Genomic DNA, 26610 nt, shown 5'->3' with positions numbered 1-26610 from the left:
GAAGACATGGCAGAACTGACCATCTCCCCCGCAGAGATCCAGAGCGCGATCGAGCAGTACGTCGCCTCTTTCACCCCCGAGTCGGCTCGTGAGGAGATCGGCGAGGTCATCGACACCAGCGACGGCATCGCGCACGTGAGCGGCCTGCCCTCGGTCATGACCAACGAGCTGCTGGAGTTCCCCGGCGGGGTGCTCGGGGTGGCGTTGAACCTCGAAGAGGACAACGTCGGTGTGGTCATCCTCGGCGACTTCGAGCACATCGAGGCGGGCCAGCAGGTCAAGCGCACCGGCGACGTGCTCTCCGTCCCGGTCGGCGACGCGTTCCTCGGCCGGGTCGTCAACCCGCTCGGCCAGCCGATCGACGGCCTCGGCGACATCGCCTCCGACTCGAACCGCGTGCTCGAGCTCCAGGCCGCCTCGGTGCTCCAGCGCCAGCCGGTCGAAGAGTCCCTCGCGACGGGCATCATCGCCATCGACTCGATGACCGCGATCGGCCGGGGCCAGCGCCAGCTGGTCATCGGCGACCGCAAGACCGGCAAGACCGCGGTCTGCATCGACGCGATCCTCAACCAGAAGGCGAACTGGGAGACCGGCGACCCCACCAAGCAGGTGCGCTGCATCTACGTGGCGATCGGCCAGAAGGGCTCCACCATCGCGGGCGTCAAGACCGCTCTCGAGGCTGCGGGCGCGATGGAGTACACCACCATCGTCGCCGCCCCCGCGTCCGACTCCGCAGGCTTCAAGTGGCTCGCCCCCTACACCGGCTCGGCTATCGGCCAGCACTGGATGTACGCGGGCAAGCACGTGCTCATCGTCTTCGACGACCTCACCAAGCAGGCCGAGGCGTACCGCGCCATCTCCCTGCTGCTGCGCCGCCCGCCGGGCCGCGAGGCATACCCCGGCGACGTCTTCTACTTGCACTCCCGCCTCCTGGAGCGTTGCGCGAAGCTCTCGGACGAGCTTGGCGGCGGTTCGATGACCGGCCTGCCGATCATCGAGACGAAGGCGAACGACGTGTCCGCCTTCATCCCGACCAACGTCATCTCCATCACCGACGGCCAGGTCTTCCTCGAGTCCGACCTGTTCAACAAGGGCGTGCGCCCGGCGATCAACGTCGGCATCTCGGTCTCCCGAGTCGGCGGCGCCGCCCAGACGAAGGGCCTCAAGAAGGTGTCCGGCTCGCTGCGCCTCGAACTCGCCCAGTACCGCGAGCTCGAAGCCTTCGCGGCCTTCGCCTCCGACCTCGACGCGGCTTCGAAGGCCCAGCTCGAGCGCGGCGCCCGCTGGGTGGAGCTGCTCAAGCAGGACCAGTACTCCCCGGTGGCGGTGGAAGACCAGATCGTGTCCATCTACCTCGCGGGCGAAGGCCACTACGACTCGGTGCCGGTCGGCGATGTCCGCCGCTTCAACGCCGAGCTGCTCGAATACCTGCACCAGCACGCGCAGGGCGTCTACTCGGCGATCGCGGGCGGCAAGGCCGCCATCGACGGCGACCAGGCGCACTCGCTTGTCGAGGCGACGGTCAAGTTCAAGCGCGGCTTCGTCGCCACGGACGGCAGCAGCGTCGTGGACAAGTCCGAGGCCGAGGCCCTGGAGCATGAGGAAGCCGAGACGGTGACCATTAAGAAGAAGGGTTGATCCATGGCCAGCATCCGTGAGCTCCGCTCGCGCATCCGGTCGGTCAACTCCACCAAGAAGATCACCAAGGCGCAGGAGCTGATCGCAACCTCGCGCATCACGAAGGCGCAGGCGCGGGTTGCCGCGTCGCGCCCGTACGCGGAGAAGATCACTGAGGTCCTCACCTCGTTGGCCAACGCGTCGACGTCGCTGGACCACCCGCTGCTGACGGCTCGGACCGAGCCGAAGCGCGCGGGCGTGCTCGTTGTGACGAGCGACCGAGGCATGTGCGGCGGCTACAACTCCAACGTCTTCAAAGAGGCTGAGGCTTTGTACGCGAAGCTGCGCCAAGAGGGCAAGGAGCCGGTGGTCTTCGTGCTCGGCCAGAAGGGCGTCAGCTACTACGGCTTCCGCCACCGCAAGGTCGTCGGCTCCTGGACCGGTTTCTCCCAGCAGCCGGACTACAGCGACGCCGCGCAGGCGAGCAAGCACCTCGTCGAGCTGTTCCTCGCAGGCTCGGGGTCCGAGATCGACTCGTACGACGGCTCGGGGACCACGGAAGGCGTCGACGAGCTGCACATCGTCTACACGCAGTTCGTCTCGATGCTCACCCAGCGGCCCAAGGCCCGCCGCCTTGCGCCGCTCGACATCGAGTACTCCGACGAGGACGAGCTCGCGACTCCGGCCGAGAAGAGCTCGTCGGCCGAGGAGGGCGACACGACCGAGTACGAGTTCGAGCCCGAGGCCGACGATCTGCTCGGCGCGCTTCTGCCGAAGTATTTGAGCTCCCGGGTGTACGCGTCGCTGCTCGACGCGGCCGCCGCGGAGTCCGCTGCCCGGCGCACCGCGATGAAGGCGGCGACGGACAACGCGAGCGAATTGGCCAAGACTTTGACCCGCCAGGCGAACCAACTCCGCCAGGCCCAGATCACCCAAGAAATCAGTGAAATCGTCGGTGGCGCTGGCGCGTTGTCGTCTAGCGCAGGAAGAGGCTAAGAAAAGTGACCGCAACACTGCAATCCAGCACCGCTGAGTCCGCGAAGCGCGGAGCCGGGCGCGTCGTCCGCGTCATCGGCGCCGTCGTGGACGTCGAGTTCCCCCGCGACTCCGTCCCCGAGCTCTTCAACGCGCTGCATGTCGAAGTGACCCTGCCCTCGGTCGCCAAGACCCTGACCCTCGAGGTCGCCCAGCACCTCGGCGACAACATCGTGCGCACCATCTCGATGCAGCAGACCGACGGCCTGGTCCGGGGCGTTCCGGTGATCGACACCGGCAAGCCCATCTCCGTCCCGGTCGGCGACGTCGTCAAGGGCCACGTCTTCAACACCCTCGGCGACTGCCTCGACACCCCGGGCACGGGCCGCGACGGCGAGCAGTGGGGCATCCACCGCAAGCCCCCGACCTTCGACCAGCTCGAGGGCAAGACCGAGATCCTCGAGACCGGCATCAAGGTCATCGACCTGCTGACCCCGTACGTGAAGGGCGGCAAGATCGGCCTCTTCGGCGGCGCTGGTGTCGGCAAGACGGTGCTCATCCAGGAGATGATCACCCGTATCGCCCGCGAGTTCTCCGGCACCTCGGTGTTCGCAGGCGTGGGGGAGCGCACCCGTGAGGGCACCGACCTCAAGCTCGAGATGGAAGAGATGGGCGTGCTCCAAGACACCGCCCTCGTCTTCGGCCAGATGGACGAGCCGCCCGGCACCCGTATGCGGGTCGCGCTCTCCGCGCTGACGATGGCGGAGTACTTCCGCGACGTGCAGGGCCAGGACGTGCTGCTCTTCATCGACAACATCTTCCGGTTCACCCAGGCGGGCTCCGAGGTGTCCACGCTGCTCGGCCGTATGCCTTCGGCCGTGGGCTACCAGCCGACCCTCGCCGACGAGATGGGCCAGCTCCAGGAGCGCATCACCTCGACCCGAGGCCGTTCGATCACCTCGCTGCAGGCCATCTACGTGCCTGCCGACGACTACACCGACCCGGCTCCGGCGACGACCTTCGCGCACCTCGACGCGACGACCGAGCTCTCCCGGCCGATCTCCCAGCTCGGCATCTACCCCGCTGTGGACCCGCTGACCTCGACCTCTCGTATTCTTGAGGCCTCGATCGTCGGCGACGAGCACTTCCGGGTCGCCAACGAGGTCAAGCGGATCCTGCAGAAGTACAAAGAGCTGCAGGACATCATCGCCATCCTCGGCATGGACGAGCTCTCCGAGGAGGACAAGGTCCTCGTCGGCCGCGCCCGCAGGCTCCAGAAATTCCTCGGCCAGAACTTCATCGTGGCCGAGAAGTTCACCGGCCAGCCGGGCTCGGTCGTGCCGCTGCGCGACACCATCGAAGCCTTCGACCGGGTCTGCAAGGGCGAGTTCGACCACTACCCGGAGCAGGCCTTCAACAGCCTCGGCGGGCTGGACGACGTCGAGGCCGCCGCGAAGAAGCTCTCCAAGAAGTAGGAGCAGATGTCTGAGTTCACTGTCGAGCTGATCTCCGTCGAGGAGAAGTTCTGGAACGGCCCCGCCGTGGAAGTGCTCGCGCGCACCACGGTCGGGGAGATCGGCGTCCTGCCCGGGCACATTCCGGTGTTCGGGCAGCTCGCCGAGGGTTACACCGTGACCATCGTCGACCCCGAGGGCGGACGGCATGTCGCGGCGGTCGACGGTGGGTTCATCTCGATCACTCCGACGCTGGTCACGATCCTCGCCGAAGACGCCCAATGGGCGAAAGACGTCAACGCCGCCGAGCAGGAGGCGATTCTCGCCGGCGCGACGGAAGGCACGGCGGAGTACTTGAAGGCCCAGGCCAGGCTCAACGCCTCGCTTCTCTCCGAGACCAGCCGAGTTGGCACAAGCCATTAAGACCATTACCTGCGCAAGGGGTACGCTGAGCCTGTGAGCGAGCACACCGAATATTTCCGGGTGACTGGCGGAGCGCGTCTCGTAGGAGACGTCCACGTGAGCGGGGCGAAAAACAGCGTGCTCAAGCTGATGGCGGCGGCCCTCCTCGCGGAGGGGACCACGACCATCGCGAACTGCCCGGACATTCTGGACGTCCCGTTCATGGCGGAAGTCCTCCGCGGACTGGGCTGCTCGGTCGAGCTCGAAGGCGACGTCGTCCACATCGACACTCCCGCAGAGCCCAAATATCAAGCGGATTTTCCTGCGGTCAGGCAGTTCCGCGCGTCGGTCTGCGTGCTCGGGCCGCTCATCGCGCGATGCAAGAAAGCCGTTGTCGCGCTTCCCGGCGGCGACGCCATCGGCTCCCGCCCGCTCGACATGCACCAAGCAGGCCTTCGAAAACTTGGGGCGCATTGCTCCATCGAGCACGGCCAAGTGATCGCCGAGGCGGACGACCTGCATGGGGCGGAGATTCTTTTGGAATTCCCCTCGGTCGGCGCGACGGAAAACATTTTGATGGCGGCCGTGCTGGCGAAGGGCCGCACGGTGATCGAGAACGTCGCGCGCGAGCCGGAGATCGTCGATCTCTGCGACATGTTGACAAAAATGGGGGCGAAGATCGAGGGCGCGGGGACCTCGGTCATCAAAGTCGAAGGCGTCGAACGGCTCGAACCCGTGGAGCACAGCGTGATCGGGGACCGGATCGTCGGGGCGACCTGGGGCATGGCGGCCGCGTTGACCGGGGGAGACGTGCATGTGAACGGGGTCGATCCCGAGCATCTGCGGGTTGTGCTCGGCAAATTGCGCGATGTCGGCGCGGAGGTGACCGAGGAGAAGGACGGCTTCCGGGTCAACCAGATCGAACGCCCGAACGGGGTGAACTACGCGACTTTGCCGTTCCCCGGATTCCCGACCGACCTGCAGCCCATCGCGATCGCGTTGGCAGCTGTCTCGCAAGGGGTCTCGATCATCACCGAAAACGTGTTCGAAGCGCGGTTCCGGTTTGTTGAAGAGATGATCCGGCTTGGCGCGGACGCGCACACGGATGGCCATCACGCGGTTGTGCGGGGCGTGCCCCAATTGTCGAGCGCGCCGGTGTGGGCTTCCGACATTCGAGCGGCGGCGGGTTTGGTGCTCGCCGGTCTCGTCGCGGATGGGGTCACCGAAGTTCACGAAGTCCACCACGTCGATCGGGGCTACCCCCTTTTCGTGGAGAACCTGAACCGGCTCGGCGCGTCCATCGAACGGGTCAAAACAGGCCTTTAACGCTCTGACCTGCGGAGTTGACATCCGCGAAATGACCGGTGTACATTCATCAGGCCGGTGCGGAAGCGCCGAGCAAGCGAAGCGGAAACGCTGAGCAAACCAAGCGGACACCGACTTGGGCCCCGGATCAAGCGAACCGGATCTGAACAGATCGACTAAGATCTAAACAGGCCAAAAACGCAAGATTACGGAGCGGGTTGACAAGCTCAACCAGATGGTGTAAGCTGGACAAGTTGCCTTCGCGACAATCTCACTGAGATTAGAAGCAAGGGCGGCGCGTGTTCTTTGAGAACTCAACAGTGTGTCGACGAATGTCAGTGCCAAATATTTGGTACGCATACATAAGTCTCTAGTAATAGAGGTTCATGTGTGTAGTGACAAGCCATTCTCGAAATTATAATTCGGGAGTGGGTTCACGTCAATTTTTTATAGCTAGTAACATTTGTTTCACGCTAGCGATCTGTGAGAACAGAAAAAAGTTTTCGACGACAGTTGCCGATTCTATCGGCACGACAGTCGAGCTAAATCTTTCACGGAGAGTTTGATTCTGGCTCAGGACGAACGCTGGCGGCGTGCCTAACACATGCAAGTCGAACGATGAAGCCCTTCGGGGTGGATTAGTGGCGAACGGGTGAGTAACACGTGGGCAATCTGCCCTGCACTCTGGGATAAGCCCGGGAAACTGGGTCTAATACCGGATATGAGTCTCTACCGCATGGTGGAGATTGGAAAGTTTTTCGGTGCAGGATGAGCCCGCGGCCTATCAGTTAGTTGGTGGGGTAATGGCCTACCAAGACGACGACGGGTAGCCGGCCTGAGAGGGTGATCGGCCACACTGGGACTGAGACACGGCCCAGACTCCTACGGGAGGCAGCAGTGGGGAATATTGCACAATGGGCGAAAGCCTGATGCAGCGACGCCGCGTGCGGGATGACGGCCTTCGGGTTGTAAACCGCTTTCAGCAGGGACGAAGCGCAAGTGACGGTACCTGCAAAAGAAGCACCGGCTAACTACGTGCCAGCAGCCGCGGTAATACGTAGGGTGCGAGCGTTGTTCGGAATTACTGGGCGTAAAGAGCTCGTAGGCGGACTGTCACGTCGCCTGTGAAAGCCCGTGGCTCAACCACGGGTCTGCAGGCGATACGGGCAGACTAGAGTACTGCAGGGGAGACTGGAATTCCTGGTGTAGCGGTGGAATGCGCAGATATCAGGAGGAACACCGGTGGCGAAGGCGGGTCTCTGGGCAGTAACTGACGCTGAGGAGCGAAAGCGTGGGGAGCGAACAGGATTAGATACCCTGGTAGTCCACGCTGTAAACGGTGGGCGCTAGGTGTGGGTTTCCTTCCATGAAATCCGTGCCGTAGCTAACGCATTAAGCGCCCCGCCTGGGGAGTACGGCCGCAAGGCTAAAACTCAAAGAAATTGACGGGGGCCCGCACAAGCGGCGGAGCATGTGGATTAATTCGATGCAACGCGAAGAACCTTACCTGGGTTTGACATGGACTGGAAAGCCGTAGAGATACGGCCCCCCTTGTGGTCGGTTCACAGGTGGTGCATGGCTGTCGTCAGCTCGTGTCGTGAGATGTTGGGTTAAGTCCCGCAACGAGCGCAACCCTTGTCCTGTGTTGCCAGCGCGTAATGGCGGGGACTCTCAGGAAACTGCCGGGGTCAACTCGGAGGAAGGTGGGGACGACGTCAAGTCATCATGCCCCTTATGTCCAGGGCTTCACACATGCTACAATGGCGCGTACAGAGGGCAGCGATACCGCGAGGTGGAGCGAATCCCTTAAAGCGCGTCTCAGTTCGGATTGGGGTCTGCAACTCGACCCCATGAAGTCGGAGTCGCTAGTAATCGCAGATCAGCAACGCTGCGGTGAATACGTTCCCGGGCCTTGTACACACCGCCCGTCAAGTCACGAAAGTCGGTAACACCCGAAGCCGGTGGCCCAACCTTTTAGGAGGGAGCCGTCGAAGGTGGGATTGGCGATTGGGACTAAGTCGAAACAAGGTAGCCGTACCGGAAGGTGCGGCTGGATCACCTCCTTTCTAAGGAGCACATCTCCTTGAGTACCTCTGCAAAGGCAGGTCGGGAAAGAGGCAGAGACCGCGCTCTTATCGAATGTATAAGAGGCGGAAGCTCATGGATGGAACGCTGACTTCGTCGCCGATAGGTTGAAAACCCCCTCGTACCTGGGGAATTCCTCCTGGCGACTATATCGACACACTGTTGGGTCCTGAGAGAACACGCAGGCGCTTTTGAGCGCCGACTCTCAGGGCATACAATCACCGGCCTCCCGGACAGGGAAGCCGAGGGAGCCAAATCCCGCTAGTGATTGTGTGGCGTGTTGTTTGAGAACTGCACAGTGGACGCGAGCATCTTGTAATTACAAGTGTAATTTTGTAGTAAGTATGCAAGGGCATACGGTGGATGCCTTGGGACCAAGAGCCGATGAAGGACGTAGGAGACTGCGATAAGCCTCGAGGAGCTGTCAACCAAGCTAAGATTCGAGGATTTCCGAATGGGGAAACCCGGCCACGATGAAAGTCGTGGTCACCGCTGCCTGAATATATAGGGCAGAGGGAGGAAACGTGGGGAAGTGAAACATCTCAGTACCCACAGGAAGAGAAAACAACCGTGATTCCGAGAGTAGTGGCGAGCGAAATCGGAACAGGCCAAACCTTGTACGCGTGATAGCAGGTAAGCGTTGCGTGCAGGGGGTTGTGGGACCTCACTTGTCATTGTTACCTCAATGGCCAACAGTCAGAAAACATAGTGTTAGTGGAAGAGAGTTGGAACGCTCCATCACAGAGGGTGAGAATCCCGTACACGAAAACTCTATGTCTGTTGTGTGAGGCACCCAAGTAGCAGCGGGCCCGTGAAATCTGCTGTGAATCTGCCGGGACCACCCGGTAAGCCTAAATACTCCTTGGTCACCGATAGCGGACAAGTACCGTGAGGGAAAGGTGAAAAGTACCCCGAGAGGGGAGTGAAATAGACCTGAAACCGTGTGCCTACAATCCGTCAGAGCCGCAAGGTGATGGCGTGCCTTTTGAAGAATGAGCCTGCGAGTTAGCGGCATGTGGCAAGGTTAACCCGGAGAGGGGTAGCCGTAGCGAAAGCGAGTCCGAATAGGGCGTTGAGTCGCATGTTCTAGACCCGAAGCGGAGTGATCTACCCATGGGCAGGGTGAAGCGAGGGTAAGACCTCGTGGAGGCCCGAACCCACTTCAGTTGAAAATGGAGGGGATGACCTGTGGGTAGGGGTGAAAGGCCAATCAAACTCCGTGATAGCTGGTTCTCCCCGAAATGCATATAGGTGCAGCGTCGCGTGTTTCTCACCGGAGGTAGAGCTACTGGATGGTCTAGGGGGCCCACAAGCTTACCGAAATCAGCCAAACTCCGAATGCCGGTGAGTTAGAGCGCGGCAGTGAGACTACGGGCGATAAGGTTCGTTAGTCGAGAGGGAAACAGCCCAGATCGCCGACTAAGGCCCCTAAGAGTGTGCTAAGTGGAAAAGGATGTGGATTCGCATAGACAACCAGGAGGTTGGCTTGGAAGCAGCCACCCTTCAAAGAGTGCGTAATAGCTCACTGGTCAAGTGATTCCGCGCCGACAATGTAGCGGGGCTCAAGCACACCGCCGAAGTCGCGGCATTCATACTTAAGTATGGATGGGTAGGGGAGCGTCGAATAGCCTTTGAAGCTGCGGAGTAATCCAGTGGTGGAGGCTATTCGAGTGAGAATGCAGGCATGAGTAGCGAAAGCAATGTGAGAAACATTGCCACCGTATGACTAAGGGTTCCTGGGCCAGGTTAATCCGCCCAGGGTTAGTCGGGACCTAAGGCGAGGCCGACAGGCGTAGTCGATGGACAACGGGTAGATATTCCCGTACCGACGTGAAACCGCCCATGATGAATCAGGGATGCTAACTATCCCAAAGCGTGCGTTCCTTCGGGAACAAGCGTGGAGGCATAGAACCCAAACTGGTAGTAGTCAAGCGATGGGGTGACGCAGGAAGATAGCGGATCCAGTGAATGGTAGTACTGGTGTAAGCCCGTGGCCCGTGGTATAGGCAAATCCGTACCGCACAAGGGTGAGAGGTGATGCATAGCCGATGAGGCGAATTCCGTGATTCTATGCTGCCGAGAAAAGCCTCTAGCGAGGTTTCACGTTGCCCGTACCCCAAACCGACACAGGTAGTCAGGTAGAGCATACCAAGGTGATCGAGATAACCGTGGTTAAGGAACTCGGCAAAATACCCCCGTAACTTCGGGAGAAGGGGGGCCATGTTTGGTGACCCAACTTGCTTGGCGAGCTGGATGTGGCCGCAGAGACCAGGGAGAAGCGACTGTTTACTAAAAACACAGGTCCGTGCGAAGTCGTAAGACGATGTATACGGACTGACGCCTGCCCGGTGCTGGAAGGTTAATAGGACCGGTTAGCCGCAAGGCGAAGCTGAGAATTGAAGCCCCAGTAAACGGCGGTGGTAACTCTAACCATCCTAAGGTAGCGAAATTCCTTGTCGGGTAAGTTCCGACCTGCACGAATGGCGTAACGACTTCTCTACTGTCTCAACCACGGACTCGGCGAAATTGCACTACGAGTAAAGATGCTCGTTACGCGCGGCAGGACGAATAGACCCCGGGACCTTCACTATAGCTTGGTATTGGTGTTTGGTTCGATTTGTGTAGGATAGGTGGGAGACTTTGAAGCAGGGACGCCAGTTCTTGTGGAGTCAACGTTGAAATACCACTCTGATCGTATTGAACATCTAACCTCGGACCGTGAATCCGGTTCAGGAACAGTGCCTGGTGGGTAGTTTAACTGGGGCGGTTGCCTCCTAAAATGTAACGGAGGCGCCCAAAGGTTCCCTCAGCCTGGTTGGCAATCAGGTGTTGAGTGTAAGTGCACAAGGGAGCTTGACTGTGAGAGTGACAGCTCGAGCAGGGACGAAAGTCGGGACTAGTGATCCGGCACCGGCAAGTGGAAGCGGTGTCGCTCAACGGATAAAAGGTACCCCGGGGATAACAGGCTGATCTTCCCCAAGAGTCCATATCGACGGGATGGTTTGGCACCTCGATGTCGGCTCGTCGCATCCTGGGGTCGTAGTAGTTCCCAAGGGTTGGGCTGTTCGCCCATTAAAGCGGCACGCGAGCTGGGTTTAGAACGTCGTGAGACAGTTCGGTCTCTATCCGCCGCGCGCGTTAGAAACTTGAGAAAGGCTGTCCCTAGTACGAGAGGACCGGGACGGACGAACCTCTGGTGTGTCAGTTGTTCTGCCAAGAGCACCGCTGATTAGCTACGTTCGGAAGGGATAACCGCTGAAAGCATCTAAGCGGGAAGCTCGTTTCAAGATGAGGTTTCTCACCACCTAGAGTGGGTAAGGCCCCCGACAGATCATCGGGTTGATAGGCCGGAACTGGAAGCGTAGTAATACGTGCAGGTGACCGGTACTAATAGGCCGAGGGCTTACTACATCTAACAAGATATTATGCGTCCACTGTGCGGTTCTGAGGCAGCACGCCTGAGACTCCCTTGACTTGGGAGGCTCGGCCAGATAACCTCATAGAGTTACGGTGACAATAGCGAAGAGGAAACGCCCGGTCCCATTCCGAACCCGGAAGCTAAGCTCTTCAGCGCCGATGGTACTGCATGCGGGAGTGTGTGGGAGAGTAGGACATCGCCGTACAAATACACAAAAAGACCCGCTTCGGCGGGTCTTTTTGTGTTTTCTGGGCTCGGTGTGTTTTATCGGCCCAGTGTGCTTTCTGGGTCGTCACAGCTCCAACGCGGGGAGGCCGTCGATGCTGTGGGCGTTCCGATTCGTCCAGTATTCGCGGGTCGTGCCCTCTTCTTCCTTGCGGGCGAAGGCTTTGTCGAGAATGTCGCGATCGGCGCGATAGTCCATGAGCGGGATCGACCATCCGCAAGAGTCCGAGACCCTTGCCACGTCCACGACGATAATCGCGCGCTGCCCGTCCGTCTCCGGTTTCGGGAAGCATGGGCGCAGTGTCTGGAACTCCGCGTCGTCCACTGTGATGTGCCGCCCTGTGCCGTGCAACCGCACAATGGCCGGTTTGCCGTCGAAGGCGCAGAACATGATGACGATGCGCCCGTTCTCTCGCAGATGGGCGATGGTCTCCGCGCCGGATCCGGTGTAATCCAGATATGCCACACGGTGCTCGTCGAGCACGGCAAAACAACCGAGCATGCCTTTCGGCGACACGTTCACCATCCCGCTAGAGGCGAGCGGTGCGGTGCCGACGAAGAACACTGGCTGCGCGAGGAGCCATGCCGCGAGTTTGCCGTCGATCTGCTCATACACCTTGCCCATGACTCCATAGTGCCTCGCCGGGTATCTGGCGTTCAACCGATTTCGCCTTGTGGAATAGACTGGATCAATGCCTGAAGCTGTGCGCGCCTCGTTCGAGGCATGGCTCGAATCGGCCGCGCTGCGCCGTGCGGAGCTGGGGCTGCGCCGAACTCCGGCTCCCAAACCGACGCGTCCGGACCTTCTCGACTTCGCGTCCAACGACTATCTCGGCCTCGCCCAAGATCCTCGCGTCCTCGAAGGCGCCGTGCTGGCGCTGAGAGAGTTCGGCGCGGGCTCGACGGGCTCGCGCCTCGTCACCGGCACCACAGAGCTGCACGAAGCGCTCGAGCGCCAGCTCGCGGCGTTCGTCGGCACAGCGGCCGCGCTCGTCTTCTCCAGCGGGTACCTCGCGAATCTCGCGGCGGTCTCCGCGCTCGGCGGGCCTGACGCGCTTGTCGTCTCGGACGCGGGCGTGCACGCCTCCCTCATCGACGCTTGCAGGCTCTCGCGCTCTCGGGTGGTGGTCACGCCGTCGAACTCTGTGGAGGCGGTGCGCGCGGCGCTGGCCGATCGCGCGGAGCCGCGGGCGTTGGTGGTCGTGGACTCGGTGTCGAGCGTCGACGGGAGCCTCGCGCCGCTTGCGGAGCTGCACGGGGTGTGCCGGGCGTTCGGGGCCGTGCTCGTCGCGGACGAGGCGCACGCGCTCGGCGTTGTCGGCCCGGGCGGGCGGGGGCATGCCTATGACTGCGGCCTGGCGGGCGAGCCCGACGTGGTGCTGACGGCGACGTTGTCGAAGTCGCTCGGCAGCCAGGGCGGGGCAGTCCTCGCCAGCGGAGCGGTGCGCGAGCACCTGCTGAACACGGCGCGCAGTTTTATTTTCGACACCGCGCCTGCCCCCGCGAGCATGGGAGCGGCCTCGGCCGCTCTGGCGGTGTTGGCCGCAGAGCCTGCTCTGGCGCGGACAGTGCTCGACCGGGCGGGCGAGCTCGCCGAGGCGCTCGGGCTCCGGGACCGTCCGCTGTCGAGCGTCCTCTCGGTGGTCGTCGGCGACCCGAATCTCGCGGTCGCGGTCGCGGCGGCGTGCAAGGAGCACGGCGTGCTGGTCGGCTGTTTCCGCCCGCCTTCGGTGCCCGAGGGCACGAGCCGGGTGCGCTTCGCGGTCAAGGCGACCCACACGTCCGCCGATGTGCGCCGGGCCGCCGAGACATTGCACGAGTCGAGACGCGCGTGCCTGCTGTAGCGATCACCGGGACCTCGACAGACGTGGGGAAGACCGTCGTCACGGCCGCGCTCGCCGCGTCGGCGGCGCGAGCCGGTCTGGACCCCTGGATCTGCAAACCGGTGCAAACGGGACTGCGCGAGGGCGAGCCCGGCGACGCGGACGAGGCCGCCCGGCTCTCCGGCGCGCGGGCGGTGGAGGTCGTCCGCTACCCCGAGCCGCTCTCCCCGCTGATCGCGGCTCGGCGAAGCGGCGCAAGGCTCTGGTCCACCGGCGAGCTCGCGGACGAGATCGAGCGGCTCGCCGACGACGGATCGGCCCGGAACAGGCTGGTCCTCGTCGAGGGAGCGGGCGGCGTGCTGGTGCGCCTCGCCGCGCAGAAGGCGACCCTGGTCGACCTCGCCGCGCGTTTGCGCGCGCCGATGCTCGTGGTGACGGGCGCGGAGCTCGGGGCGCTCAACCACGCCGAGCTCACCGTGAACGCTATCCGTGCCGCTGGAGTCGAGGTCGCTGGGCTGGTCGTCGGCAGCTGGCCCGCGCGTCCGCAGCTCGCGCACCGCACGAATCTCGAAGCTTTCTACGAGCACACCGGGGCGCGAGTGCTGGGAAAAATCCCGGAGGGAGCGGGCGGGCTGCGCCCCGAAGAGTTCCAATCCCAAGCCCTCGGGTGGTTCGACAAGGGCGAGCTCGCCGACCTCTGGCAAAAACTATGGCAAAATAGGGCTGCTGAAGAACAGAACTCGTTCTACTGAAGACAGATACCCGCCGGGGGCTGAAGGAGCGCACACTATGACGCAGGCACCAACACGGTCGACGGACTCGGATGGGACTGTGCCGACGTCCTCTGCGGAGCGGAGTCCGGACTCCCTTCTCGCCGAATGGCGCGAGCAAGTGCTCGAACGCGGCGTCGGGCTGTCCGAGGGGCAGGTGCTCGATGCGTTGCAGCTCCCCGACGAGCGGCTTGGGGACCTGCTGCAGCTCGCGCACGAAGTGCGGATGCGCTGGTGCGGGCCCGAGGTCGAGGTCGAGAGCATCATCAGCCTCAAGACCGGCGGTTGCCCGGAAGACTGCCATTTCTGCTCGCAGTCGGGCTTGTTCGCCTCCCCGGTGCGCTCCGCGTGGCTGAACATCCCCTCCCTCGTCGAGGCGGCGAAAGCCACCGCGAAGTCCGGTGCGACCGAGTTCTGCATCGTCGCTGCGGTGCGCGGACCAGACAAGCGGCTTATGTCCCAGGTCAAGGCCGGGATCGAGGCCATCCGCTCCGAGGTGGAGATCAATGTCGCGTGTTCGCTCGGCATGCTCACCCAAGAGCAGGTGGACGAGCTCGCGGAGATGGGCGTGCACCGTTACAACCACAACCTCGAGACGTCGCGCTCCTTCTTCGACAAGGTTGTCACCACGCACACCTGGGAGGAGCGTTGGGAGACGCTCAGCATGGTGCGCGAGGCTGGCATGGAGGTCTGCTGCGGCGGCCTGCTCGGCATGGGGGAGACCCTCGCGCAGCGCGCCGAGTTCGCCGCCCAGCTCGCCGAGCTGGAGCCGGACGAGGTGCCGTTGAACTTCTTGATCCCGCAGCCGGGCACGCCGTTCGCCGACCTGCCCGTCGTGCCTGCGGAGGAGGCCCTCAAAGCGGTCGCCGCGTTCCGGCTGGCGCTGCCGAGGACGATCCTGCGCTTCGCGGGCGGCCGGGAGCTCACGCTGGGCGACCTCGGGGCCGAGCAGGGCATGCTGGGCGGGATCAACGCGATCATCGTCGGGAACTACCTGACGAACCTCGGCAGGCCGGTGGACGACGACCTCGACATGCTTGAGAACTTGAAGATGCCGATCAAAGCGCTCAACCAGACACTATGAGCTCGTCTGTGACCCCGACGGAAGCAACGGGCCTCGGCCCGCTCGCCGAGCCGAGGCAGTATTGCGTCTACACCGGGGCGCTGTTGTCCGAAGCCGAGGCTCCGGCGCTCTCCCCGAACGCCCGAGCGGGCGGAGAGCCGCCGAGGTTCTGCGGGCAGTGCGGCAGGCGCATGGTGGTCCAGGTGCATCCGCGCGGTTGGGACGCGACGTGTTCCCGCCACGGGACGATCGACTCCGAGGCGTGGGAGCGGATTGTGCTGCGGCAGAGGCTGGGAGAGAGCGCCGGATGAGCGCGAAGACGCTGTGGCTCTTGGGGCGGGGTTTCGGCGTCCAGATCGTTGTCGTTGTCGTGGCGGGGTTGCTCTGGGCGGTGTACGCGCCGACGGTCGGGGCGAGACGAGTGCGCGGCGGCGACGTCGTGCCCGCCGGGCCCGGCGAGGTGCGGCATTTATTCGAGGCGTTCGCCCTGCTGGTGGGGGTGGAGCTGGTCGCAGGGGCGGTCGCGGCGCTCGTCGTCTGGGCCATGAGCAGGCCGGTCCGGGGCGTGTGGCTGATCGGGGCGGTGTTCGCGGGCTCGTTCGTCGGGGGCTTCCTCTCGGTCGAAGTCGGCGGCGCGGTCCGGTCGTTGATGTACCCCGGACCAGGACAAGGGCCCGGCGCGGTCGGCGAGGCCGCTGCCCGGCTTTCCGACGCGGAGGCCCACACGGTCGCGGTGGCGTGCGCGCTCGGCGCTGCCGTCGCGCTTTTCCTCGCAGCCTCCGCCACCCCGACGTTCGGCTCAGCTCTCGGCTCTGGGCGGACGAGGGGCCTGCGGCTTGAGGACCGCGAACTCGTCGGTGACCCGAAGCTCGCGGTCGGCGAAACAGTGCTCGGCGGCAGGGCGTCCGCCCGATTTGACGCTGCGGCCGGTGGGGACGAGCACGCCCCGGCGCCCGAGTACGCGGGCGAGGTTGGTGGCGTCCACCGGACGGTCTAGCGCCGCGCTGTAGATCTGGCGCAGCGCCGAGAGGGCGAACGCCGGGGGAGCGAGCGCGAACGCGATGTTCGTGTAGGAGAGCTTCGCGGCGAGCCTGGAGCGCGCGGCGGCAACGACGTCCGCGTGGTCGAAGCTGAGCTCGGGGAGATCGCGGGCCCGGAACCAGGCGGTGTCCTCGGGGAGGGCGGGATCGGCCGTGGTGGGGATGAGGCCGAGGAACGCGGTCGCGACGACCCGTTCGCCAGGGACTCGGCCTGGGGCGGAGAACACGCCGAGCTGCTCGATATGCGCGACTTCGCGCACGTCGACTTTCTCCGCGAGATGGCGGCGCGCGCTGGCCTCGACGTCCTCCTGGTCGCCGAGCGTTCCGCCGGGCAGGGACCAGGTGCCTTGCTCGGGTTCGATGGCCCGTTCCCACAGCAGCACATGCATTTCGCCGTGCCGATATTGCAAGACTGTGACCAGCGCCTCGTGTCGAGTGCTATGATGGAATCTCCGCACTTTTCGATTGTAGGTCGAAAAGTCGGAGCCTGACAACGGCGCCGCGATCTTCCGAAGAAGCAGGACGTGGACGCGAAGTATGAAGGAGCATGTGTGACCACTACGCTGAGCCCCCGGCTCGAACAGATCGACTCCCCGCTCAGGGCCGCGGTCGTCGACAGCCCTGGCGGCTACACGGGCGTCGCGCCCGACGCGCATTGGGCCGAAGAGGTGCGCAGGCTCCTCGCCCTGCGGGGCGCGGTCCTCCTCGCGCACAACTACCAGCTTCCGGAGATCCAGGACATCGCCGACCACGTCGGGGACTCGCTCGCGCTCTCGCGGATCGCGGCTTCCGCGCCCGAGGGCGTCATTGTGTTCGGCGGCGTGCACTTCATGGCCGAGACGGCGAAGATCTTGAGCCCGGAGAAAACCGTCCTCATCCCGGACGAGCGCGCGGGCTGCTCGCTCGCCGACTCGATCACCGCCGACGACCTGCGGGCCTGGCGGGAGGAGCACCCGGACGCGGTCGTCGTCTCGTACGTGAACACCACCGCAGAGGTCAAGGCGCTGACCGATATCTGCTGCACGTCGTCGAACGCGGTCGAAGTCGTGGCCTCCATCCCCGAGGACCGGACCGTCCTGTTCCTGCCGGACCAGTTCCTCGGCGCGCATGTGCGCCGTGAGACGGGCCGCGCGAACCTCCACGTGTGGGCGGGGGAGTGCCACGTGCACGCGGGCATCAATGGCGACGAGCTCGCCGCGCAGGCCCAGCGGAGCCCGGAGGCCGAGCTCTTCGTCCACCCCGAGTGCGGCTGCGCGACCTCCGCGCTCTATCTCGCCGGAGAAGGCGCGGTGCCGAAGGAGCGGGTCAAGATCCTCTCCACCGGCGGCATGCTCGACGCGGCGCGGGCCACCAAAGCCCGCTCGGTGCTGGTGGCGACGGAGATCGGGATGCTCCACCAGCTGCGCAATGCCGCCCCCGGTGTGGACTTCCAGCCGGTGAACGAGCGGGCCAGCTGCCAGTACATGAAACGGATCACCCCGGCGGCGCTCATCCGCTGCCTTGCCGACGGCCTTGACGAAGTGCTCGTGGACCCCGACATCGCAACGAGGGCTCGGGCGAGCGTCAGGCGGATGATCGAGATCGGCAACCCCGGTTCGGGCGAATGACGGGCCTGTCGTTCACCGCGGCGCAGCGGGAGTCCGCCCTCGCTGTGGTGCGGACCGCGCTCGCCGAAGACCTCGCCTACGGCCCGGACGCGACGACGCTCGCGACCGTGGACGCGGCGCAGGTCGGCACGGCCGAGGTGGTCGCGCGCGAGCCCGGCGTGCTCGCCGGGGTCCAGGCGGCCGTCCTCGTCTTGGACGAGGTGCTCGGCGCGGGCGGATACACCCTGCGCGCGGCGAAGGCGGACGGCGACCGGGTCGTCCCAGGGGGCGTGGCGCTCTCGGTGACCGCGCCGCTGCGCGGACTGCTCACGGCGGAGCGGACGCTCTTGAACCTGCTGTGCCACTTGTCGGGGATCGCCACCGCCACAGCGCGCTGGGCCGACCAGCTCGCGGGCACGAGGGCGACAGTGCGCGACACCCGCAAGACGTTGCCGGGCCTGCGCCTGTTGCAGAAGCACGCCGTGGTCTGCGGCGGCGGGGCGAACCACCGCATGGGCCTCGGCGACGCGGCGTTGATCAAAGACAACCATGTCGCGGCGGCGGGCTCGGCGGCCGAGGCGCTGCGCCGGGTGCGGGCCTTCGCCCCGCAGCTCGCGGTGGAGGTCGAAGTCGACACGCTCGCCCAGCTCGAGGAGATCCTGGCCGAGGGCGCAGAACTCGTCCTCCTCGACAATTTCGACGTCGAGACCACGGCGAAGGCGGTGGCGCTGCGCGACGAGCGCTCCCCGAGCACGCTGCTCGAATCCTCCGGCGGGCTCACGCTCGCCACCGCGCGGGCCTACGCCGAGACCGGGGTGGACTACCTCGCCGTCGGCGCGCTCACCCATTCGACGCAGGCGCTGGACCTGGGCCTCGACCTGGCGTAACGGCTGGTCAGAGCCACTTGCTGCGGCGGAATCCGATGAAGAGGCTCAAGCTGATCCCCGCCATGACCCCGAGGGCGATGAAATACCCGTAGTGCCAGTGCAGCTCCGGCATGTTGTCGAAGTTCATCCCGTAGATGCCCGCGACTAGCGTCGAGACGGCGAAAATCGCCGCCCACGCGGTGATCTGGCGCATGTCGGTGTTCTGCTGGACGCTGATCTTGCCGAGGGCGGCCTGGACGAGCGAGCTGAGCACCTCGTCGAAGCTCGACACCTGCTCCGCGACGACCGTGTGGTGGTCGAGGACGTCGCGGAAGTAGCGGCGGACTTCTTTCGGGACCGCGATGGTGAGCGTCGGATCGGGATGGGCCAGGCGGCTGAGCGCCAAGGAGAGCGGGTTCACCGCCCGTTTCATCTCCATGACCTCGCGCTTGAGCAGGTAGATGAGCTCGATCTCGGTCCCTGCGCCTGGGGTGAAGATCGACTCTTCCATGGCGTCGATGTCGAGCTCGACGGCTTCGGTGACTTGCATGTACCCGTCCACGATGTGGTCGGCGATGCTGTGCATGACCACGAGCGGGCCGATGGCGAGTTTCGCGGACTGCTCCTCCAAATGCTTGCGCACGCCCGCGAGCTCGCCATGCCCGCCGTGGCGGACGGTCACGATGAAGTCGCGGCCGACGAAGAGGATGATCTCGCCGGACTCCACGATCTCTTTCGCCTGTGAGATGGACTCGTGCGCGACGTATTTCACCGTCTTGAGCACGAGCTCGAACATGTCGTCGTACTGCTCCAGCTTCGGGCGTTGATGGGCGTGGACCGCGTCCTCCATCATGAGCTCGTGCAGGCCGAAGACGGCGCCGACCGCCCGCATCTGCTCCTCGTCCGGCTCGAAGAGGCCGACCCAGACGAACCGCGACAGGGGCCTCTCGTCGCAGCTCTGCGGCTGCGCCTCGCGGACCTGCGTGATCGCCTCGGCGGGCGAGGGCCTGCCGGGCTGGCGTACTCCGTCGACATACACGGCGCAGTCCACGACGGGCTTGGCGACCCTCGGCGCGGGTTTTTTCGCCGCAGCGGTCTGCGCGGCAGAGGAGAACCCCAGGACGGAAAGCGGGGTCGCGAGCGCAGAGGGCTGGGACTCCGGTGTGCCGCGCAAGCGAGAGGCTCCCTTTGGCGGTAATGCGGGCATAGCCCCTCCTGAATGTCTGTTCTAGATTCGGATGTGATCGTAGAGGCCTCGGGCGACCAGGCTGTCGCCGGTCACAGCGGCCGCTTCGAGGGGTTTTCGCCGCCACACGGTCAGCAGCAGCTCCCATGCGGGCAGGGCCACCGCCGCGTCCGCAGGCCCGTCGGAGCGCTCTCCGACGAGGTTGCCGTCCGTGCGGACGACCCAGCGCGCCCCTGGCACGTCGGTCGCCTCGATGGCGACCCGTTTGCCGGAGAGCAGGTCGGGGACGGGTTTTTTATCCCGGATCGCGACGCGGGGGACGAAGACCACTGCCCATTCGTCGACGCCGTCGGCGGCGACGAGCGGCTCCACCAGGTCCGGATTCGGCACGGACGCGGATTGTGCGTCGTGGCGATGGACGAGCACCTCATGGGCTTGACGGCGGGCCCACCAGCCCACGTCGCCCGGGCCGACGAATGTGGCGGCGGCTTCGGCGAAATCGTGGCGGCCGAACTCCGCGAGCAGCTGGTCGAGGCTCGTGCGGTAGTCGGCGATCGCAGCTGGGCCTTTCGGCGAGGAGGCGACCGCCTGCACGAGCCCGCCGAGATCCGCCTGCGGCCCCGACCGCAGCACCAACGCGGCCCACCGGTGCACTTTGGCGGTGTGGCGCACCACGTCCTCGGCCGTCCAGCCAGGCACGGCGGGAACCGGCTCGCCCAGCGCGGACTCAGGCGTCGCCGCGAGCAGCCCCCCTTGTTCGGCAAGGAGGCGAAGCGACTGCTCTGCGCTGATCAGAGGCGCTGTTGAAGTCATAGCGAGCTCCTTACGATATGTCATGGCCACCGTCCAAACTAGCACTGAACGGTCAGGACTGGGGTTATGCTGTTCGAATATGAACACGACCGTGATCGCGGCGCGGCTGCGGGCCGCCGCGCTGTCCGCGCGGGCCGCGCTGCATTGGCCCCAGCGGGTGCTCGTGGCCTGCTCGCTCGTTGGCGCGGCGATCCTGTGGATCGATGTGCGCCAGCCCGCGCCGCGCGTGGTGGTCGGCGGCGGGACGGAAATCGCGTCGCAGATCCTCGCCAGGCTCTATGTGGGCACGCTCAACTCGGCAGCGGTGCCCGCAGTCCTCGCAGCCTCGGGCAAAGCCACTTGGCAGGAGCGCCTCGCCGCCGTCGACGCGGGGGACTGGGCGGTGACAGCGGAAGACGCGCCGGGCTTGCTCGGCGCGCTCAACCCGCGCCTGCGCCCGGAGAAGAACGTTTTCGGCCTCTCCGGGCAGCTCGCGGGCCAACTGCCCGAAGGGCTCGACATCAGCGATATCACCCCGAACGGGAGCATCGCGGTCTACCGGATCGGCTCGCTCACCTACAAGCACAGCAAGGGGTTGGGCGTTCTGGCGGACCAGCTCAACGCCGCCGAGCTCGCCGCGCTCGTCCAGGCCGTGCGGCGCGGCGGGGACATCGACGCGATTACGGCCCGCTGGCTGGTGGCGCACAACTTCAACAAGACCGACCGGGAGAAGTTGGAAGACCAGCTCTAGCGGGGTGTCTTGTTGGAGTCGGACGAGCACAGGAACAAGACCGACCGGGAGAAGCTGGAAGACCAGCTGTAGCGGGGCAGCAGCATGGACTCTTGCCTCGAAACTTTTGTGAGCTGGCCGTCTCCACGATCACTTGTATCCTCGAGTTCCCAACTATGTGCTGCAACCACCACGACCGCGCTTTCAACGCCTTGAGCTCGGTTGCGCTCGCCGCACGGCATTCTTGTACTGGTTTGGGGTTGTCTCAGAGACGCGCTGCCTAGCTGTTCTACGGGGACGGGCTGCTCATGATCTGGTTCGAGTCGGCGTATTCAGTCCGGGCCACCCGTACACTTCAGATACTTCAGGCGTGCTGATCTGGGCAGAGTTTAGCGAGGAGCAAAGCATTGAGTGGTCGTCGAGAGTTTTTGGCCGCGACTGCGGCGACTGTTGGCGCGGCGGCGTTTTCGCGCGGCCCTGTCGCGGGAGCGGCGCCGAAAATTCCACAGCCGAGTCCCAAAAGCGAGGGCGAGGTGATCGCGATGCTGATGTACCCGGGGTTCACCGCGTTGGATTTTGTCGCTCCGCAGCTCGTCTTCTCGTATTTGGAGGGCGCGCAGGTGCATCATGTCGCGGCCACGGCAGAGCCGGTCGTCAGCGACACGGGACTGGTCATCACGCCGACCACAACCATGGAGGACTGTCCCCGCGATGTGGACGTCCTGTTCATCCCCGGCGCGAGGGACCCCGTCGTTGCGGCGATGCGCGACGAGCATTTGGTCGGCTTCGTGGCCGATCTTGGTTCTCGCGCCTCTTGGGTGACGAGTGTGTGCACAGGCTCCATGGTTCTCGGCATGGCGGGCCTGCTGGAGGGATACTCGGCCACCAGCCACTGGTCCGTTCGGCACTTGCTAGCGAAAGCCGGGGCGATTCCGGTGAACTCGCGCGTGGTGATCGACGGCAACCGCGCCACCGGGGGCGGCGTGACGTCGGGGCTGGATTTCGCGCTGGCCCTCGTCTCGGTCATGCGCGACCGGACGCATGCCGAGCAGACGCAATTGGTCATAGAGTACGCGCCGAATCCGCCGTTCAACGCGGGGACTCCGGAGAGCGCGCCGCCATCGATCACGGCTCGAACACGCGCGGCCAGCGCCGAATTCGTCGCGGATGTTGCCGCTGCGTTCGACACGCGGAGATAAACGCCGAACAGGGGCTATCGGCCAGCGCACCACAAGACCACGAGCAACCCGGCTCCTCTGCCCTCGCAAAACAATTTAAGAAACCAGCCTCGGGACGGATCAGTCAGCAGAGGACGCGGCCGCCAGAATCGCAGCCGCAAACGATCAGGCCCGCGATGAGCAGGGAGGCTGACGGGCAGGCGCCCGCCCCCCGACACGGCTGGCGGAGCCAACCGTGTCGAGTTTGAGGGGAGCTGGTCAGGCGAAGGCCTGGCGGAGCAGCTCCTGCTGCTCCACCTCGTGCACCTTCGCCGAGCCCGAGGACGGGGCGCTCATCGCGCGCCGCGAGACACGGGTGAGCTTCGGCAGCAGGTCCGGCAAGAGCTCCGGCAGCGCGAGGCCGAGATGCGGCCACGGGCCCTGGTTCGCGGGCTCTTCCTGCGCCCAGCGGAAGTCCTTGGCGTTCGGGTAGCGCTCCAAGGCCGCCCGCAGACGCTTGAACGGCTCCGGGTAGAGCTGCTCGATCCGGACGATCGCGATGTCCTCGCGGTGATCCGCGGCCTTGCGCTCGGCCAGCTGCCAGTAGAGCTTGCCGCTGGTGAGGATCACCGTGCGCACCTTCTCCGCCGCCGCTTCCGTCGCGGTCGTCGGGTCGTCGAGCACGGAGAGGAACTTGCCCTCGGTGAAGTCCTCGACGCTGCTCACGGCGTGCTTGTTGCGCAGCATCGACTTCGGCGTGAAGACGATGAGCGGCCGGTGGATGCCGTCGAGGGCGTGCCGCCGGAGCAGGTGGAAGTAGCTCGCCGGGGTGGACGGGTGCGCCACGGTCATCGAGCTCTCCGCGCACAGCGACAGGTAGCGCTCGATCCGGCCCGAGCTGTGGTCGGGGCCTTGGCCCTCCTGGCCGTGGGGGAGCAGGAGCACCACGTCGGAGCGCTGCCCCCATTTCGCCTCGCCGGAGGAGATGTACTCGTCGATGATGGACTGGGCTCCGTTGGCGAAGTCGCCGAACTGGGCCTCCCACAGCGTGAGCGTGGTCGGGTTGGCGAGCGAGTAGCCGTACTCGAAGCCCATGACCGCGTACTCGGACAGCGGCGAGTCGAACACCTCGAACTGGGCCGCGCTCCCGGCTTTCGCGGCGAGCTGGGCGAGCGGGCTGAACACGTCGCCGTTGTGCCGGTCGATGAGCAGCGCGTGGCGCTGGCTGAACGTGCCCCGGCGGCAGTCCTGGCCGGACAGGCGCACGCCGTGCCCTTCGAGGAGGAGCGAGCCGAAGGCGAAGAGCTCGGCGGTCGCCCAGTCGACGTTCCCGGCGCGGGACATGTCGTGCCTGCGCTGGTTGACCGGGAACACCTTCGGGTGCGGGGTGAAGCCCTCGGGGACGTCCACGAACGCGTCGCCGACCTGTTCGAGCACCGTCTTCGACACGGCGGTGACCAGGGAGAGCGGCAGCTGCTGGTCGGCCTCCACCGAGTGGCTCGGGGCTGGCGGGATCCGTTCGAGCTCTTTGACCTCGTTGAACACCCGCTCCAGCTGGCCCTGGTAGTCGCGCAGGGCGTCGTCGGCCTCTTTGATGGTGATGTCGCCTCGGCCGATCAGGGCTTCGGTGTAGCTCTTGCGGACCGAGCGCTTGTTCTCGATCACGTCGTACATCGTCGGCTGCGTCATCGAGGGGTCGTCGCCCTCGTTGTGGCCGCGTTGGCGGTAGCAGACGAGGTCGATCACGACGTCCCGGTGGAACCGCTCGCGGTAGTCCACGGCGAGCTGGGCGACCCAGGCGGCGGCCTCGGGGTCGTCCCCGTTCACGTGGAAGACCGGCGCGCCGATCGTCTTGGCGACGTCGGTGCAGTACACGCTGGAGCGGCCCTCGTCCGGCGAGGTGGTGAAGGCGATCTGGTTGTTCACCACGATGTGGACGGTGCCGCCGATGTTGTAGCCGGTGAGCGCGGACATGTTGAGGGTCTCGGCGACCACGCCCTGGCCGGCGAACGCGCCGTCGCCGTGCAGGGCGAGGGCCATGATGGGGAACCGCTCGCCGCCGCCCTCGACCTGCTCCTGCTTGCCCCGGACGATGCCCGCGAGCACCGGGTCCACGGCTTCGAGGTGGCTGGGGTTGGCGGTGAGGGAGACCTTGATCTCGTTCTCGCCGAACATCTGGAAATAGGTGCCCTCGGCCCCGAGGTGGTACTTCACGTCGCCGGAGCCGTGGTACAGGCTCGGGTCGAGGTTGCCCTCGAACTCGTTGAAGATCAGCTTGTACGGCTTGCCGACGATGTTGGCCAGCACGTTGAGCCTGCCCCGGTGGGGCATGCCGATGACCACTTCGTCGAGGGCGTGCTCGGCGGCGCGGTCGATGATGGCGTCCATCATCGGGATCACCGTCTCGGCGCCTTCGAGCGAGAAGCGCTTCTGCCCGATGTACTTGGTGTGCAGGAAGTTTTCGAAGGACTCAGCCGCGTTGAGCTTGGAGAGGATGTACTTCTGCAGGTTGACGCTCGGCTTCTGGTGGCGGACCTCCACCTGCTCCTGGAGCCATTCGCGCTGCTCGGGCTCGAGGATGTGGGAGTACTCCACGCCGACGTGGCGGCAGTACGAGTCGCGGAGCACCGCGAGCACGTCGCGCAGCTTCATCCGCTCCTTGCCCTGGAAGCCGCCGACGTTGAAGACGCGGTCGAGGTCCCACAGGGTCAGGTTGTGGTTGAGGACGTCGAGGTCGGGGTGGCCGGTGCGGCGCTGCTGGTTGAAGAGCAGCGGGTCGGTGTCGGCCATGAGGTGCCCGCGCGAGCGGTACGCGGAGATGATCTCGAGGACCCTGGTGGACTTGTCCACGCCGTGCTCGACGATGTCCGAGCGCCAACGGATCGGCTCGTAGGGGATGCGCAGCGCGGCGTACAGCTCGTCGTAGAACTCGTCCGAGATGAGCAGCTGGTGGACCGTGCGCAGGAAGTCGCCGGACTCGGCGCCCTGGATGATCCGGTGGTCGTAGGTCGAGGTGAGGGTGATGAGCTTGCCGACTCCGAGGTCGGAGATGCGCTCCTCGCTCGCGCCCTGGAACTCGGCCGGGTACTCCATGGCCCCGACGCCGATGATGGCGCCTTGGCCCGCCATGAGCCGGGGCACGGAGTGGACGGTGCCGATGGTGCCGGGGTTGGTCAGCGAGATGGTGACGCCCGCGTAGTCCTCGGTGCCGAGCTTGCCCTCGCGGCCTCGGCGCACCACGTCCTCGTACGCGGCGATGAACTGGCCGAAGCCGAACTCCTCGCAGTGCTTGATCGCCGGGACCACCAGGGTCCGCTTGCCGTCTTTGCCGACGGTGTCGATGGCGATGCCGAGGTTGATGTGCGCGGGGGTGACCAGCTGCGGTTTGCCGTCCGCCTCGGCGAAGTGCCGGTTCATCCCAGGGAACTTCTTCACCGCCTGCACCACGGCGTAGCCGATGAGGTGGGTGAAGGAGATCTTGCCGCCCCGGGTGCGGTTCATGTGGTTGTTGATGACGATGCGGTTGTCGATCATCGCCTTGGCCGGGATGGCCCGCACGCTGGTGGCGGTGGGCACGCCGAGCGAGGCGGTCATGTTCTTCGCGACCGCCGCTGCGATGCCCTTGAGGGGGACGGACTCGTCGCTCGCGGGAGCGGACGGCGCGGCGGCCTGAGCCGCCGGGGCGGACGCCTGCGGCGCCGGAGGAACAGGAAGCTTGGGGGCGGCGGGGGCAGGGGCGGGCGCGCTCTGCTGCGGGGCGGGCGCCTGCGCGCCATTGCCGTTCGCGGGCGGCTCGGCCTGCACAGGCGGGGGAGGAGCGGTCTCGGCGGCGGCCCTGGCGCGGCTGCCGTTGTCGCCGGAGCCCGCGATCGACTCCAGCGTGGAGTGGTAGTCCGTCAGGAATTCGTGCCAACTCGGGTCCACCGAGTTCGGGTTCTCCTTGAACCGGTGGTACATCTCTTCCACAAGCCACGAGTTCTGTCCGAAATCGACGGTGGTGTCACTCACAGGAGCTCTCGCCCACTTTCCCTCTTGCCCACTTTCGCGGTGTACGTGACCGTGGCTGCTTCGCCTGGTCCTTATCCTCGGCTTTTGGCCGAGGCGCCATTCAGAATA

18 protein-coding genes and 3 rRNA genes are annotated in these 26610 nt (G+C 65.1%); 16 read left to right on the top strand and 5 right to left on the bottom strand.

All coding sequences use genetic code 11. The annotated features are described in order from the left end of the window. Positions 1–6: 6 nt before the first annotated feature. The 8 genes from atpA (at position 7) to rrf (ending at position 11461) form a co-directional block, all read left to right on the top strand. Positions 7–1638: a F0F1 ATP synthase subunit alpha gene (gene atpA / locus ACRC20_RS14675; protein WP_438687126.1), complete on the top strand. Its 1632-nt coding sequence runs from the start codon at positions 7–9 to the stop codon at positions 1636–1638. A gap of 3 nt (positions 1639–1641) precedes the next feature. Next, on the top strand, positions 1642–2613 hold the full coding sequence (locus tag ACRC20_RS14670; RefSeq protein WP_438687125.1) for a F0F1 ATP synthase subunit gamma: 972 nt from the start codon (positions 1642–1644) through the stop codon (positions 2611–2613). A gap of 5 nt (positions 2614–2618) precedes the next feature. After that, positions 2619–4067 (top strand): F0F1 ATP synthase subunit beta, encoded by a 1449-nt coding sequence (gene atpD / locus ACRC20_RS14665; protein ID WP_438687124.1) that lies wholly within the window; start codon positions 2619–2621, stop codon positions 4065–4067. Between the two features lie 6 nt (positions 4068–4073). After that, positions 4074–4469, top strand: a complete 396-nt coding sequence (locus ACRC20_RS14660; RefSeq protein ID WP_438687123.1) for a F0F1 ATP synthase subunit epsilon — start codon at positions 4074–4076, stop codon at positions 4467–4469. A 33-nt stretch (positions 4470–4502) separates the two neighbouring features. Beyond that, positions 4503–5774 carry a UDP-N-acetylglucosamine 1-carboxyvinyltransferase gene (gene murA, locus ACRC20_RS14655; protein WP_438687122.1) on the top strand — a complete coding sequence of 424 codons (1272 nt, stop codon included), beginning with the start codon at positions 4503–4505 and terminating at the stop codon, positions 5772–5774. 529 nt (positions 5775–6303) lie between these two features. Next, a 16S ribosomal RNA gene (locus ACRC20_RS14650) occupies positions 6304–7819 on the top strand. A gap of 355 nt (positions 7820–8174) precedes the next feature. Then, positions 8175–11249 (top strand): 23S ribosomal RNA (locus ACRC20_RS14645). 95 nt (positions 11250–11344) lie between these two features. Further along, positions 11345–11461: ribosomal RNA gene (gene rrf, locus ACRC20_RS14640) — 5S ribosomal RNA — on the top strand. Together the 16S, 23S and 5S rRNA genes form the textbook arrangement of a ribosomal RNA operon. A gap of 87 nt (positions 11462–11548) precedes the next feature. Here the strand turns inward: rrf and ACRC20_RS14635 are convergent. Continuing rightward, positions 11549–12106 carry a pyridoxamine 5'-phosphate oxidase family protein gene (locus ACRC20_RS14635; protein ID WP_438687121.1) on the bottom strand — a complete coding sequence of 186 codons (558 nt, stop codon included), beginning with the start codon at positions 12104–12106 and terminating at the stop codon, positions 11549–11551. 67 nt (positions 12107–12173) lie between these two features. Between ACRC20_RS14635 and ACRC20_RS14630 the strand changes: the two genes are divergently transcribed. The 4 genes from ACRC20_RS14630 to bsaP are packed head-to-tail and all read left to right on the top strand — an operon-like array spanning position 12174 to position 15448. Further along, complete coding sequence (locus ACRC20_RS14630; RefSeq protein WP_438687120.1) at positions 12174–13325, top strand: 8-amino-7-oxononanoate synthase; 1152 nt, start codon at positions 12174–12176, stop codon at positions 13323–13325. Continuing rightward, positions 13313–14056 (top strand): dethiobiotin synthase, encoded by a 744-nt coding sequence (gene bioD / locus ACRC20_RS14625; protein WP_438687119.1) that lies wholly within the window; start codon positions 13313–13315, stop codon positions 14054–14056. Before ACRC20_RS14630 ends, bioD begins: the two co-directional genes overlap by 13 nt. A gap of 37 nt (positions 14057–14093) precedes the next feature. Beyond that, a complete protein-coding gene (bioB, locus tag ACRC20_RS14620; RefSeq protein ID WP_438687118.1) occupies positions 14094–15158 on the top strand; it encodes a biotin synthase BioB in 1065 nt (354 codons plus the stop codon). Beyond that, entirely contained in the window at positions 15155–15448 is a 294-nt protein-coding gene (bsaP, locus tag ACRC20_RS14615) for a biotin synthase auxiliary protein BsaP (protein WP_438687117.1), read from the top strand. Before bioB ends, bsaP begins: the two co-directional genes overlap by 4 nt. A 488-nt stretch (positions 15449–15936) precedes the next feature. Here the strand turns inward: bsaP and ACRC20_RS14610 are convergent, their stop codons facing one another. After that, complete coding sequence (locus tag ACRC20_RS14610; RefSeq protein WP_438687116.1) at positions 15937–16635, bottom strand: NUDIX hydrolase; 699 nt, start codon at positions 16633–16635, stop codon at positions 15937–15939. Positions 16636–16740: 105 nt separating this feature from the next. On the opposite strand from ACRC20_RS14610, the gene nadA reads away from it, so the two are divergent. Further along, positions 16741–17784 (top strand): quinolinate synthase NadA, encoded by a 1044-nt coding sequence (gene nadA / locus ACRC20_RS14605; RefSeq protein ID WP_438687427.1) that lies wholly within the window; start codon positions 16741–16743, stop codon positions 17782–17784. Beyond that, on the top strand, positions 17781–18650 hold the full coding sequence (gene nadC / locus ACRC20_RS14600) for a carboxylating nicotinate-nucleotide diphosphorylase (protein ID WP_438687115.1): 870 nt from the start codon (positions 17781–17783) through the stop codon (positions 18648–18650). The genes nadA and nadC overlap by 4 nt, the downstream gene beginning before the upstream one ends. 7 nt (positions 18651–18657) lie before the next feature. Here the strand turns inward: nadC and corA are convergent, their stop codons facing one another. Together corA and ACRC20_RS14590 are read right to left on the bottom strand one after the other, a co-directional pair. Beyond that, the gene (gene corA / locus ACRC20_RS14595; RefSeq protein ID WP_438687114.1) at positions 18658–19836 is read right to left on the bottom strand and encodes a magnesium/cobalt transporter CorA; all 1179 of its coding nucleotides are present in this window, start codon (positions 19834–19836) and stop codon (positions 18658–18660) included. A gap of 21 nt (positions 19837–19857) precedes the next feature. Then, positions 19858–20628, bottom strand: coding sequence for a maleylpyruvate isomerase N-terminal domain-containing protein (locus ACRC20_RS14590; RefSeq protein WP_438687113.1), 771 nt, complete (start codon positions 20626–20628; stop codon positions 19858–19860). A 79-nt stretch (positions 20629–20707) separates the two neighbouring features. On the opposite strand from ACRC20_RS14590, the gene ACRC20_RS14585 reads away from it, so the two are divergent. Then, complete coding sequence (locus ACRC20_RS14585; protein WP_438687112.1) at positions 20708–21358, top strand: hypothetical protein; 651 nt, start codon at positions 20708–20710, stop codon at positions 21356–21358. 521 nt (positions 21359–21879) lie between these two features. Beyond that, the gene (locus ACRC20_RS14580; protein WP_438687111.1) at positions 21880–22536 is read left to right on the top strand and encodes a DJ-1/PfpI family protein; all 657 of its coding nucleotides are present in this window, start codon (positions 21880–21882) and stop codon (positions 22534–22536) included. 237 nt (positions 22537–22773) lie between these two features. Here ACRC20_RS14580 and ACRC20_RS14575 read toward each other — a convergent pair whose 3' ends face one another. Beyond that, the gene (locus tag ACRC20_RS14575) at positions 22774–26451 is read right to left on the bottom strand and encodes a multifunctional oxoglutarate decarboxylase/oxoglutarate dehydrogenase thiamine pyrophosphate-binding subunit/dihydrolipoyllysine-residue succinyltransferase subunit (RefSeq protein WP_438687426.1); all 3678 of its coding nucleotides are present in this window, start codon (positions 26449–26451) and stop codon (positions 22774–22776) included. Positions 26452–26610: the final 159 nt, after the last annotated feature.

Source organism: Segniliparus sp. (assembly GCF_051660745.1).
GTDB lineage: Bacteria > Actinomycetota > Actinomycetes > Mycobacteriales > Mycobacteriaceae > Segniliparus.
The sequence above is the reverse complement of the archived record's forward strand: the minus strand, read 5'-3'. Positions and strand labels throughout refer to the sequence as shown.

Bases quoted from the DNA above. Each gene is read 5' to 3' on its own strand.
- atpA (WP_438687126.1), top strand. From the start codon at position 7: ATGGCAGAACTGACCATCTCCCCCGCAGAGATCCAGAGCGCGATCGAG.
- ACRC20_RS14670 (WP_438687125.1), top strand. From the start codon at position 1,642: ATGGCCAGCATCCGTGAGCTCCGCTCGCGCATCCGGTCGGTCAACTCC.
- ACRC20_RS14660 (WP_438687123.1), top strand. From the start codon at position 4,074: ATGTCTGAGTTCACTGTCGAGCTGATCTCCGTCGAGGAGAAGTTCTGG.
- ACRC20_RS14635 (WP_438687121.1), bottom strand. From the start codon at position 12,106: ATGGGCAAGGTGTATGAGCAGATCGACGGCAAACTCGCGGCATGGCTC.
- ACRC20_RS14630 (WP_438687120.1), top strand. From the start codon at position 12,174: ATGCCTGAAGCTGTGCGCGCCTCGTTCGAGGCATGGCTCGAATCGGCC.
- bioB (WP_438687118.1), top strand. From the start codon at position 14,094: ATGACGCAGGCACCAACACGGTCGACGGACTCGGATGGGACTGTGCCG.
- bsaP (WP_438687117.1), top strand. From the start codon at position 15,155: ATGAGCTCGTCTGTGACCCCGACGGAAGCAACGGGCCTCGGCCCGCTC.
- nadC (WP_438687115.1), top strand. From the start codon at position 17,781: ATGACGGGCCTGTCGTTCACCGCGGCGCAGCGGGAGTCCGCCCTCGCT.
- corA (WP_438687114.1), bottom strand. From the start codon at position 19,836: ATGCCCGCATTACCGCCAAAGGGAGCCTCTCGCTTGCGCGGCACACCG.
- ACRC20_RS14590 (WP_438687113.1), bottom strand. From the start codon at position 20,628: ATGACTTCAACAGCGCCTCTGATCAGCGCAGAGCAGTCGCTTCGCCTC.
- ACRC20_RS14585 (WP_438687112.1), top strand. From the start codon at position 20,708: ATGAACACGACCGTGATCGCGGCGCGGCTGCGGGCCGCCGCGCTGTCC.
- ACRC20_RS14580 (WP_438687111.1), top strand. From the start codon at position 21,880: ATGCTGATGTACCCGGGGTTCACCGCGTTGGATTTTGTCGCTCCGCAG.
- ACRC20_RS14575 (WP_438687426.1), bottom strand. From the start codon at position 26,451: ATGTACCACCGGTTCAAGGAGAACCCGAACTCGGTGGACCCGAGTTGG.